This is a genomic window from Paenibacillus aquistagni (assembly GCF_900177815.1).
Taxonomy (GTDB): Bacteria; Bacillota; Bacilli; order Paenibacillales; family Paenibacillaceae; genus Paenibacillus_B; species Paenibacillus_B aquistagni.
In genome coordinates this window covers 119,699-132,582 of the sequence record NZ_FXAZ01000003.1, presented here as the reverse complement: position 1 = coordinate 132,582, position 12,884 = coordinate 119,699, and the positions used below count along the sequence as shown (strand labels likewise).

The 12,884-nt window shown below is 49.1% G+C and carries 7 protein-coding genes and 1 pseudogene; all 8 read right to left on the bottom strand.

What is annotated here, in order from left to right; translation table 11 throughout:
* Positions 1-81: 81 nt before the first annotated feature.
* The 8 genes and pseudogenes from B9Y93_RS12070 to B9Y93_RS12035 all read right to left on the bottom strand — a co-directional run bounded on the left by B9Y93_RS12070 (position 82) and on the right by B9Y93_RS12035 (position 12,681).
* On the bottom strand, positions 82-1,743 hold the full coding sequence (locus B9Y93_RS12070; RefSeq protein WP_085494679.1) for a glycoside hydrolase family 13 protein: 1,662 nt from the start codon (positions 1,741-1,743) through the stop codon (positions 82-84).
* Between the two features lie 75 nt (positions 1,744-1,818).
* Positions 1,819-2,823 carry a LacI family DNA-binding transcriptional regulator gene (locus B9Y93_RS12065; protein WP_085494678.1) on the bottom strand — a complete coding sequence of 335 codons (1,005 nt, stop codon included), beginning with the start codon at positions 2,821-2,823 and terminating at the stop codon, positions 1,819-1,821.
* Positions 2,824-3,185: 362 nt separating this feature from the next.
* Positions 3,186-3,350 (bottom strand): annotated as a pseudogene (locus B9Y93_RS12060) (amidase); the annotation flags it as partial.
* A gap of 188 nt (positions 3,351-3,538) precedes the next feature.
* Positions 3,539-5,641 carry a TerD family protein gene (locus tag B9Y93_RS12055; protein ID WP_085495111.1) on the bottom strand — a complete coding sequence of 701 codons (2,103 nt, stop codon included), beginning with the start codon at positions 5,639-5,641 and terminating at the stop codon, positions 3,539-3,541.
* 346 nt (positions 5,642-5,987) lie between these two features.
* Positions 5,988-6,998 carry an iron-hydroxamate ABC transporter substrate-binding protein gene (locus B9Y93_RS12050; RefSeq protein WP_085494677.1) on the bottom strand — a complete coding sequence of 337 codons (1,011 nt, stop codon included), beginning with the start codon at positions 6,996-6,998 and terminating at the stop codon, positions 5,988-5,990.
* Positions 6,999-7,120: 122 nt separating this feature from the next.
* The gene (locus tag B9Y93_RS12045; protein ID WP_097676092.1) at positions 7,121-8,428 is read right to left on the bottom strand and encodes an NtaA/DmoA family FMN-dependent monooxygenase; all 1,308 of its coding nucleotides are present in this window, start codon (positions 8,426-8,428) and stop codon (positions 7,121-7,123) included.
* Positions 8,429-8,724: 296 nt separating this feature from the next.
* The gene (locus B9Y93_RS12040; RefSeq protein WP_085494676.1) at positions 8,725-9,540 is read right to left on the bottom strand and encodes a helix-turn-helix transcriptional regulator; all 816 of its coding nucleotides are present in this window, start codon (positions 9,538-9,540) and stop codon (positions 8,725-8,727) included.
* 36 nt (positions 9,541-9,576) lie between these two features.
* Positions 9,577-12,681: an ATP-binding protein gene (locus B9Y93_RS12035; RefSeq protein WP_085494675.1), complete on the bottom strand. Its 3,105-nt coding sequence runs from the start codon at positions 12,679-12,681 to the stop codon at positions 9,577-9,579.
* Positions 12,682-12,884: the final 203 nt, after the last annotated feature.

The following is a 12,884-nucleotide window of genomic DNA, read 5'->3' as shown; positions in this document are numbered from 1 at the left end:
AAGACCATCCATCGAGAGAACAGCAGCCATGCAAGTAAGCTGTGAGATGGCTGCACACCTTGCTCGTAGTCTCGTATTTCCTTACAGCTTAACAGCAAATGCTTCGTATGGCTTTAGCGTCAGCTGTCTCACCTCAACACGAGTACGATTGTAGTTGCTGATCACAACCTCTGCCGTGTCCTTATCAACAGAGAAGACATGCTCCTGCTCCGACATATTGGCAACCACCAGCCAAGTCTCTCCTTCATAATGGCGGTAATAAGCAAATACTTCCTTCGCGGTATCCTCAAGCAGCTCATAGTCGCCCCATACAAGAATAGGATGGTCTTGGCGAAGCTTGATCAAGCGGCGGTACGTGTGGAATATCGAATCAGGATTGGCTAGATTCTGCTTCACATTAATGGTTGTGTGGTTCGGATTCACGTGCAGCCAAGGCGTGCCTGTCGTGAAGCCCGCCTGCGTCTGATCATCCCACTGCATCGGCGTGCGCGCATTGTCTCTGCCTTTGGCATTAATAGAAGCCAAGATATCGTCAGCAGCATATCCCTTGGACAGGCGATCATGATACATGTTGATCGACTCGATGTCCTCCACTTCATCAATGCTTGAGATCGGGTAGTTGGTCATGCCGATCTCTTCGCCCTGATAAATGTACGGCGTCCCCTTCATCATATGCAGGAGAATCGCGAACAGCTTCGCGCTCTGCTCGTGATACTGTTTGTCATTGCCCCAGCGCGATACAATGCGCGGCAGGTCATGGTTGTTCCAGAACAGGCTGTTCCAGCCTTGGTCGCCTAGAGAGGTCTGCCATTTGGACAGAACCCGCTTAAGCTCTGTGATATCAAGCGGCTTCAGATCCCACTTGTCCTTGCCCTCCTGCTGATCCAAGCTGACATGCTCGAATTGAAACACCATCGACAGCTCCTGACGCGCTGGATCGGAGTACAGCTTCGCAATGTCCGGTGTCGCTCCCCATGTCTCGCCTACTGTCAGCACATCATGGGCACCGAAGGTCGCCTGATTCATCTCCTGCAAATATTCATGCAGCTTAGGCCCATTGCCTGTAATGCCTTGGTCTGGTATCTTCCCAATCAGATCAATCACGTCCATGCGGAAGCCGCCTACGCCCTTATCCAGCCAGAAGTTCATCATATCGTATACTTCCTGGCGAACGTTAGGGTTCTCCCAATTGAGGTCAGGCTGACGCTTGCTGAACAGATGCAGGTAATACTGGCCGCTCGCCTCATCCCATTCCCAAGCCGGGCCGCTGAAGATGGAGCCGAGATCATTTGGAACGTCTCCGTTCACAGGATCGCGCCAGATATAGTAATCGCGGTACGGATTGTCCCGGCCCTTTCTCGATTCAACAAACCATTTGTGCTCGTCCGATGTGTGGTTCACGACGAGATCCATAATGATCCTGATGCCCGCCTCATTGGCCTTGGCAAGCAGTTCTTCCATATCCGCCATCGTGCCGAATTCATCCATAATGTCCTGATAGTCGCTAATATCATAGCCGTTGTCATCGTTCGGGGACTTATAGACGGGGGACAGCCAAATGGCCGTGATCCCCAGCATTTTTAAATAATCGATCCGGTTAATGATTCCTCGGAGATCCCCAATGCCGTCTCCATCACTATCTTGAAAGCTGCGCGGATAAATCTGATACACAACCGCAGTCTGCCACCACTTTACTTCTCTTTCGTGAGTATACTCGTGCAAGTTGATGTTATTTGTATTCATCGTGATCTCCTCCATAGTCTTGAGTGTATAAGGAACGTAAACGTTTACGTAACGGGTGAAAAAAATTACCTTGTGCTAAGATAATTTTTTTACGGATTGGCGCACGACTAGTTCATGTGCAATCACTTGGGATTCAATGGATGTATGATGGATAATCGCGTCCATCAGCTTGGAGCAGCCGGCTTTCCCCATCTCATAGAGAGGCTGGGCGACCGTGGTAAGCGGGGGGATCGACATCGAAGAGACCTTGGAATTGTCATAGCCGACAACAGTCAGGTCCTCCGGCACGCTAATCTGGCGCTCGAAGCAAGCTGAGATTATGCCAAGCGCAGCCTCATCGCTCGCGCAAAATACAGCGGTGATCTTCGCTTGATCTTCTAGAAACGCCTGCATCGCTTGTTTGCCAGACTCAAAGCTAAAGTCTCCCGCCTTAATCAAGTTCAAATCAACCTTAATGCCATGATCAAGCAGCGCTTGAATATAACCGTTAATCCTTGGGGCGCCTGCAATCGGGTCTTCCGGATTGGCCCCTGCCATTCCAATTGTGCGATGATGATGATCAATCAAGTATTTCACGGCTGTATATGCCGCTCGTTCATCATCAACCTTGATGTATGGCGCATCTTCTCGCTTCGTCTTCGTCGATATCAGGATATACGGCACGTCAAGGGATAACAGCGACTCCATTGCAGGCTCATGCAGCTCTACGGAGACTATAATAAGCCCATCGACTCTGCGCTCTCCCATCAGATTCATGCTCTCCTGAATGCGGCTGCCCTGACTGCCTGCGTGCGTAAGGATTACACTATACCCATATTCATAAGCGACATCTTCTATTCCTTTTATAATGTCGCCATAGAAGGCGGTTGTGACCTCCGGCATAATCACCCCGATCGTCTTGGACGACTTCTGCACCAGACTTCTCGCATTTTCATTTTTCCGATAGCCTAAAGCCTTTGCTACTGCCATAACCTTCTTCTCGGTGTCTTCGTTGTACCCGCCAAGATGGTTAAGCACCCTGGATACCGTCGCCGTGGACACTCCTGCTACTCTCGCAATATCCTTAATCGTAGACGCCATACTACCACCCTTCTAAGTAAACGTTTACTTCTTTTAAAAAGAGAACTGATATTTTTAGACAATTAGCTAAGGTTAAACGTTTACGTTACCATCATCATATTATTCTTACTATCGATGTGTCAATCACGAAGACGCTTTAACATATGACCTCTGCTTTTAAACCGTCATATAGGTTGCCCTACACCTTTGATCTAGACAAGACTCCGTCTTTATTCAAGGCTATTAACCGTATAAAAAGCCATCCCTAATGTTGTCATAACCCCGTCAAGTAGATAAGAATAAAAAGACACCAATATGCTGCGACCGTTTCTCGGTATTCCACCAGGGAACGGTCGTTTCGTTTCTTCTGAAAACGTTCGTGGTTATAAAACTGGCTTTCTTCTATGCTTTGTCCGCTGTTCATACGCATAAGCTAGACGGATGAGGGTCGGCTCGCTAAAAGCCATGCCTGCAAAGGTGATGCCAAACGGCCTGCCGCTATCCTGTATTCCCGCCGGAACCGCAATTGTGGGATACCCCGCTCTCGCAGACACATCTGCCCCCACATATGCTGGAATCTCCAGCTATAACGCAATCAACTACTATCTATTCTGGTCAGCGCTACAAGCCACCAGGCAACTAGCGATAACCCGTCACATCAACTTTTTCCTCAATAAAATAAGAGCAGCCTGCAGGCCACTCTCCAATCACGATAGCTAGATGTCTCGTTCTGCAACTAAGCCAAATATTCCGCCATGATCTCTTCTAGATCAAAGGGCGTAACGCCTTGGTCGACCGAGAAGATCGTATCGGCTTCATCCGCTGAGGCGACCAGCTGGCCTCTTGCCTTGGCGTGGAGTGTAAACAAATCATGCAGGTCTGGCTTCTGCAGGGTAGACATGGCTTTTCCCATCAACACCATGCCTTTTTGATTGTTCTCCACATTATTGTAATGGAATGGATGTCTCGTTAAAGACAGGTCCGTCCAGATAACCGTCCGCTTGACCAGATCCAGAATCACCGGAATTGCAATCTGCGTATTGGCGGTCACATCGATCTTATCGACAACCGTCGCAGGCTCGAAGATCTCCCCAGAACCCGGCTTCTTGCGCATCATCCAGCCCACGAAGCACGCTGGCAGATCGCAATAAGGCTGATCAGTGTAGGAGTAAAGCGCAGTCACAACATAACGTCCGCCATATTCGACAATCGAGGGGATATGCAGATCAATGAACTCGCATGCCCCATGAGGGGCCGTTACGATATCACCGCTATGGACCGCCTGATACTTGCTGGAGCGAAGATTCGTATACGAGATATGCTCTACGTACTCCCAATTGTGATCATACATCACCGACGACAAGTCAATATCGACACGTCCCGTTGGCTTGCCCTGAACGATACCTTCCTTCCACCAGTTGAAGAAGCGTATTGTATCCCCCTCTGGCATCGGCACACGGCTCCCGCGCACAATCGTGCGCAGCGATTTGCTTGCTGATCGTTGTGAGAATGGTACGAGATAGGTCTTCAGCTTAGGATCAACGTACGTCTTACCTAATGGAGCCATAGCGGAGAATCGCTCTTCCAGCACCTGATCGCACAGGTTTACAATGGCATGGCATACCGAAGCCTCAATAGGCGGTAGTGTATTGGGAATGGCATAGGCTCTCGCCACATTGCCTTTTGGGAAAAAGGTGCGCTGCTCCTGCTGTTCATGACGATGGGCAAAATAAGATTTCACTTGCAGCAGCACCGTTGTCGCCACTTGGTTCGCCACCTCACCAAAGGCCAAGATGACATATTCCGTCTGCTCGTTCTTGCGAAGCAGCTGATCCAGTCTTCTAGCAAACTCGCCTGGGCGCTTCATCAACAGCTCAATAAGATTCCAGATCAGATTATAATGAAAGGCCACTTCAACGCTCCCATTAAAGGTCGCAAAAGGCTTATCATTGCGCAGGATATCAAAGGCTTCCTTGCATCGTGTATATCGCGCTTTGTATTCGGAAGGGTGAAGAATCTCCCCTAATCGAACCCAGCGCTCTTTATATCTCAGCATATCTTCGGTAATGGAGCCGCACTGCTCAAGCAAGCCAAGCAGGAGACGTCTCTCCGAACGCTTGAATTTGCGAAAACGGGTGGGCTCGGCAAGGCTGACATCGCCCTCTGACCATGCAGCAGCCAGACGCAGCACATCGGTAGCTGTCTTGATGTATCGTCCAAGCAGCTCCACATTGGCTTTGTCGTGCTTGTATAATGATCCCGCTACAAACGCGACGTTTTCTTTAAACGGAATCTCAGCGGGCAGGATCTCTGCAAGCCGGTCGGGATTGGCCTGCGCAATCACCGTATCGATATCCTCTTTGTCCGTCTCGGAGATGGAACCGTTCGCTTGAATGAGCTGACGGATCATCGTGTAGAACGCCGCTTCTGTTCCAAGATCGATCACGGTAAGCTTTACCTTATCCAGCAAAGGCAGCCGCTCACGCACCTCATACTGCAGAAGCTCCAGCGTGCAATAATGATAGAGCGCATTGAGATAAAGCTCGGCATCTTCTTCTTCCATGACCTGCATCGGGAAGTTCGGATACATCGGCTTATATGCGACATGGGCGCCTACCATAACCTTCAGATCCGCTACCAGCTGGCGATACAGCGCCTCGAACTGATCTACTGGCAAGGTACGGACCGCCTGCATCAATAAAGGCGAGAATGTAAAGCCGAGGTGCTCGATGTTTTTCATCGCTGAGGCCAAATGGGCGTTTGAAAGCTGACCCGCATGTGCTTCTTGGTTCACAACAAGCTTATGTGCTCTTCGCAAATATATCGTTTGGTTGATCATAAGAATCCAGGAAAGCCATATCCCTACATTTGGTTGAGGAATCAATAGAAGGAAGGAATATGATAGCCTGGAACCTCCTCTCGTGAGTAAGCATCCTTCAGGGAAGCTGCGGCCCTAATTCGCCAATGAGTGTAGAAGGAAGGACCGCAATAGCCTGAAAGGCCGAAGCATGAAGCGAGTGGCCTCATTGCTTCGATGAATCCATGATCACATACTTCGCCAACTGCGAACAGGGCAAAAGTATTACGACTGCAAAAACAAAAAAAGAGAGGGATCAGCCCTCTCTTTCCTGTCATGGGTGCACTGCCCCTATCGAGCTGTCAAGACAAGCACCGCTAGCTAGCCATTACTTATCCAGATGCTGCTGCACGCTCTCAACAAATTTGATTCGACTGTAAGCAGGCCCGCCCTCCATCAAAGGATCAACCACGTTGATATACACATGGTCCTCCTTGAAGGCGTGGATCTGCTGGACAATCGGATTCTGCTTCAGGTCCTCATATACTTTAGAAGCATCTTGACCCTCGCTGATCGTGAATTGCAAGAACAAATAATCTGGATTCATCTCCGCCAGCTGCTCCGTTGAGATCGCCTCCTGTGTCTTGGCTGCGATCACCTGCTCTGGCACCTCTAGACCCATCTCATCATACAAGACGGGGTTGAAGTATACATCCTTCGGATACACAAAGACCTGTGATCCACGAATGCGCAGCGCGGCTACTTTCTTGCCCTGCAGCTTTTCCTTAAGCGAGGCCTTCACGGCTTGGGTATCTGTGTTGTATTGCTTCAGAATGTGCTCCGCCTCTGCCTGCTTCCCTGTTAATTCTGCCATGAGTCTTAGATTCGCATCCCAGTTCGTTGAGATATGCGATACTAGAATGGTAGGTGCGATCTTTTGCAAATTCTCGACTACTTCTGTAGGGAACTTCGTTGAGCCTAGAATAACGTCGGGCTTCAGCTCCAATATCTTTTCAAAGTTCGGCTGCTGCTTCTCGCCAATGGATTGTGCCTTGTCTGTTATAGCTGCAAACATGTCAGGGAATGTGCCTCCGATAGAAATGGCACCTACAGGATGAACATCCAGCACAGCTGCATCCTCCATCGCCTCCATCGCTCCTGTAATGACGATTCTCTCCACCTTCTCAGGCACGGTATAATGCTCGCCAAGATATTCAACCTCTCTTGACTGGCTTGCTTTTGCACTGCTGCTATTGCCGCTATTCTTTGGCTCGGCTTGCGCCGTATCCGTGCTGCTTGAGTCAGTACCCGATTGGCTTGCTTGATTTCCTCCTCCACATGCAGCCAACACAAGCATGAAGCAGGCAATCACTCCAACTAGCATCATTCTTTTTTTCATTCGACCCCTATTCCTTTCCTTATCCATTTCTATGCTCTACTAAGAAGAAATCAAGCACGTCGTGCAGCGAATCTGATTGCAGGCGCTGCTCCCGTAGACCCTTTGCGGCCTGTGCCAACAACCTATTGAATGCCTAGATGCTCGCTCAAGATAGAACCTGTATACTCGCTGCGGAATAATCCTCTTTCCACCAGCAGCGGCATCAGCTCATCGAAGAACAGCTGCATGGACTGTCTGGACCCGCCCGGAAGGGCAATAAATCCATCCATCGCTCCCGCTTCATGCCAAGCAAGGATATCCTTAAGCGCATCTTCTACAGTGCCCACAATGACCCAATGGGCAGAGCCTACCACCTCAGGTCTAGCCAGCAGCTCTTCTACTGTCGGCTGCTGCTCGACAATGAGCCTGCGCAGCAGATCAGCATGGGTTCGGCTGCGTACCGGCTGATCGGCATCAGGCAGCACATCTGCAGTGACGCGCTGATCCATAGGCAGATGACGAATATCGAGACCCAATATGGATTGGACGGCTTGATAACGACGATCGGTGCTTAGATGGGCATGTGCTTCGCGGTGCAGCTCACGCGCCTCGTCACGCGTGCTTGCCAAGAAGAAATACAAGCCTGGCAGAACCCGGACTGCATCAGGGTGACGGCCATGCTCCTGCGCACGTCTTCTCAGATCGCTGCGCAGCTCAGTGCCTGAGGCAATATCAGGCGAGGCTGCGAAGATAGCATCCGCCGTCGAGGCTGCAAAATCCCGGCCCGTATTTGAAGCGCCGGCTTGAAATAGAGGAATCGAGCCAGCAGAATGGGCAGGCAGATTAAGCGGCCCTTTGACACGGAAGTACTCTCCAGCATGATCAATTGGAGATATCTTCTCCTGATCGACCATCTTCCCTGACTCTCGATCCATGAGCAGCGCCTCGTTCGGATAGCTGTCCCACAGCTTGTGTACAACGTCGCAGAACTCCCTGGCTTGCGCATACCTCTCTTCCGATGAAGGCATCTGGGAGGCTCCGAAGTTGTCAAGCCCGTCAAGAGCGGTAACCATATTCCAGCCCGCGCGGCCATTGCTGACCCAATGCAGAGACTGAAGCTGTCTTGCCACCACATAAGGGGGATTAAAAGTTGTGGAGGCAGTAGTCACAAGTCCGATGTATTTGGTTTCTCGTGCTATGGAAGCTAGCAGAATCGTCGGATCAAGGCTGCCAAAGCCCGGCGAATGGCTGAGTGCATCCATATTGAGATACATCGCATCTGGCCGAAATACAAAATCAAGCTTCGCCTTCTCGGCCAGCTTAGCCAGCTCAACATAATAATCAGAGGAGTATAAATCCTCGATGCCGCTGTCGGGACGCCGCCAGCCGTTGCCCTTCAGCCAAGTCGATGACAGGGCTAGTCCTATGCATAGCTGTCTCTTCTCGTTCAAATCAATCAACCTTCCCTTATCTATGAATTGAGTAGTATAAAAATATAAGTAAATAATAATGATTCTCATTATCATTAAAAAGTATAGCAAGCACTGTGCCATATGCGAATACACAAATCTCTAAATCCACATGCATTATTATTAAAAATTGAGGAGTTGGCATAGACTCGTATCTTCTTGTCGATAACGAAAACTTCAGCATGATATGCAACAAAAAAACAGCCGCTGCCAACCATATTGGCTGCGGCTGCTTCATCTATTTTTCAAACCTTGATCACGGACTCTCGCAATAGCTGCTAATCTTCAACATCTCTATACGCTGTCGGCGCCACGCCAAATTTCTTTTTAAATAAACGACTGAAATAAAGCGGATTCCCATAGCCTACACTGGCTGCAATATCACGAATCGAATAATGCCCCGTTTGCAGCAGCTCACGAGCCCTTTCCATACGATAATCGACCAGATAATCAATCGGGCGAATGCCCTTGTATTTATGAAAATAATAAGAGAAGCTGTTCGCATTCATTCCATGCAGCTCTGCTAATCCATCCAGCGTCAGCGGGTCCATATAATGCTCATGGATATACGCCGCTGCTTCATCCACAACTCTTCTGCGCGGAGAATCCTCTTGATCGCGATGCTTGCTCGCCATCAGCACATGATGCAGAATACCAAGAAACAATTGCTTGACCCGAAGGCGCGGTAGGCTCTCTCGGATCGCTGCTTGCCGATGAATCATCATCAAGGCTTCTGTAACGCTTGGATTGAAGCCCGCTTCCAGTGTATAATGCTGGTCGCCTATCAGATCAAGGGCATCGCCCTGCTTATCGAATCGATAGAATAAAGAATAGTATTCGAATGCGGCGTCCCCAATCACTTGAGAATCCATCACCATATTCGGAGCGGCGTGAAAGACAGAGCCCGGATGCAGGTTGTACGTTGTGCCATTTACCCGCATGATCGCCTCTCCACTAACCGTAAAGAGGAATCCATGCTTCTCCGTCTTGAATTCTCTTAATACACTTTTGGGTTGAATGACTAGACGATAGATCCCTTCAATGTCAAAGGAGCGCTCAGCAAAAAAATCAGCTATTTTTTCCACATTCATCATGTTGTGATTGTCGCCCCCTATCTCCACATGTTGCTATTATTTTGCAGGGATACGTATCGTCACTGTTGTACCCCGTTCGTGCGTACTCTCGATGTCCATTCCGATCCCGTACGTATTTTGCAGGCGGCGTTCTATATTAATCAGCCCTACGCCTCGATCTCCGTGCCTCTTTTCTCTCAGCGCAGCCAGAACCGTATCCGGAATGCCGGGACCATCATCGGTTACCCTTACCACTACTTCTTGCTCATGAGCAGCGACCGAGATATGAAGCCAGCCGCCATCTGGGCGCGACATCACACCGTGCCGCACTGCATTCTCCACTATGGGCTGAATGACGAGCGGGGGAATAGGCGACAATAGATGCTCCTCTACGTCAAGGTTGATGCGCAGGCGATCCCCAAAGCGTGCCTTTTCAATCTTTAAGTAAGACTCCACAAGGTCCACTTCTTTTTGAATCGGAATGAAGCGCTCTTGGTTATGGAAATCAAAGCTTCCTCTTAAATAATCGCTCAGATCCTCCAATAGTTCTTGTGCCTTGCCTACATCACTGTAGCTGATCGATATTATGGTTGATAGAGCATTAAACAAAAAATGAGGCTTGATCTGGGCCTGCAAGAAAGCCATCTCCGAGCGGACAAGCTCGCTGACAGACGTCTTCATATTCAAAAGTGTGCGAACTCGGGCCTTAAGCTCCCCTGACTCAACAGGCTTGCTCAAAAAATCGTTCACCCCCGCCTCGAACGCCGCCAGCATGTCCTCTGATCGGCTTCTTGCAGTGAGGAGCAGCACGGGAAGCTCAGACAAGGTGTAATGCTCCCGAATGGCTCTGCATACTTCATAGCCTGACAGGCCTGGCATCATCAGATCGATGACAGCTAGGTCAATGCGTCGATGACGCTTTAGATCCTGCAAGGCTTCCATGCCGTTCGACACCGCGATAATCGTACAGTTGTCCGAGGTTAAGAGCGTGGTCAGCACATGACGATTCACCGGATCATCATCGGCTACCAGAATCGTATACTCTCTGTCCTCTATAGCAGATGCAAGCGCAGGCGATCCGATGTCCGCTCCTGATGCTAGCTCTGACAAGCCGCGAGGCCACTCCGTAACGGCAGTATGGAAGTTCCTGTAACCATGATGGATATCGCCCGCCACAGGGAGGGTAACGGTAAAGGTTGATCCTTTTCCTATCTCAGATCTCACCTTAATCGTTCCGCCATGAAGCTCAACCAAGCGCTTCGTAATGCTGAGGCCAAGTCCTGTTCCTCCGTATTCCATCGGAATGGAGTGATCAGCTTGATCAAACGGCTCGAAGATCGACTCCAGATGATGAGCAGGAATGCCGATGCCCGTATCATGAATGGAAATCTCAAGCCATCCCCCATTATCCCTAGCGGTTGCGCTGATCTCTCCTTGCTGTGTGAACTTAAGCGCATTTCCAATCAAATTGTACATAATCTGGGCAAGCCGATCTTCGTCTGCATTCACGCTCGGTGCCTCTGCAGGGACCCGGTTAACGAAGCTTACCTTCTTATCACCGGCCAAGTGCAAGAACATCTCCATCACCACATGGATTAACGGTCTTAATTCGACAGCGCTTCGACGGAGCACAATATCTCCATTTTTTAATTTGGAGAAATCAAGAATATCATTAACAAGATTGGCAAGCCTTCGCGATACCGAAACAATGGTGTTGATATTGCCTTTCTCCATCGCACTTAAGCGGGTAGACGCCGTATCCAGCACCGATTGGGATAAGTTCAAAATACCATGAATCGGGGTCCGAAGCTCATGGGAGGTGTTGGCCAGGAACTCATCTTTTAATTGATCAAGCGACAGCAGCTTCTCAGACATCTCTTCAATGGTCCGAAATGCATGCGAGAAGCGCCTTGCAAGTTCGGTCGCCTCAATAAAAATCAATGCAAACATCCCATACGGAAATAAGAGCTTGCCGAACCAGTAATACGTATAGGGGTCCTGCAAAAATAAAATATCGTGAGCCATCGTGACCATGAGTATGGCTGCGCCCGTAATTTGCAGGATGGCTCCGCTTCGTTTTCGATAAACAGCCAGTACAACGCCAAAACAATAGTAAGGAAACGTTAACAACACAAAAGCATGAAAGACATTGATCCACTGAGTATACAGCTCGGCAGGAAGTACAATAACCGTCAGCATAAATACGCAACCGACGGCGACCAACAATCTCACAATCTTCTTCGAGAACTCCTTGGGATACAGCTCGCGAAGAAACAGCGTGGTCAAGGTCATGCCTCCATAATAGGTCATATATTCGTTAAAGATAAGGAAACGCAGCTGGATGTCAGGAAAAAGATAGGTAATAAAAATCTCTTTCATGGACAGAATTCGAATGACGACAAGCAAGCAGATCAGTCCAAAATAAAGCGTGGATCGATTGTCTCTGCGAAGTAGATAAACCATAATATGGTAGATTCCCATCATAAGTATGCTGCCTAGAATAATCATATCGACAGCAATCTCTTTTCGATTCACATCCGTCATTTGATCTTGTGTTCCGAGCATTAACGCATTCCATATCCCGCCCCGGGCATACAGGAAGTTAGAAACCTGCACAATGATCTCAAACGTTGGGCCATCAGGTTGAAACACAACCGTCTGCGGAGAATAAGACGCCTCTGACTGCTCCTTGCTGGCTGCTACTTTCCCGCCGGTTGCCAAGGTCTTTCCATCAATCATCACTTTGTAAGAGGTGGAGATCGTCGGTATTTTTAATGCTAAAGGTTCCGCTTGGCCAGCTGTCCGTACTTGCAAGCGGTAGGTAGCATACCCTTGTCCGGGAAGCGGCAGCCCCGCTCTCTCATACGTATTCCATACATTCGGCACTTCCACATATTGCGCGGAGGGGCCAGCACTCGATGATTGAAAATCTTCACTCGTATGGAGCTCTTGCCAATAGAAGCTCCATTCTCCATTCAGCTTGATCTCCCCGTGATCTTGAAGATCCCATTGCGTCAAATCCAATACCCCTTGCATGATTCGGGGCTGCTTCTCTGACTGCTTGCCGAACTGTTTGATGCCTATTGGCACAAGAGACAATACCAAGACAATAACCAGCGCACACGCAATCACTCGTTTATATCGATGAACATCGTTGAACATGACTCACTTCCCTTTTAGACATGACGCCCCAGCATGCGTTCGTGCAAGTCAATTTCCCTGGTTGTTCCAATCATTTATCTGCTATTATACTTCAGATAAAACGGGAAGATTTTAGAACATCGCATGAAATTACGGTAAATTTATGGAATGATTTTTTTATTTTCCTCCTAACCGCCATCCATTTTCGCGGACTAATAGGATGT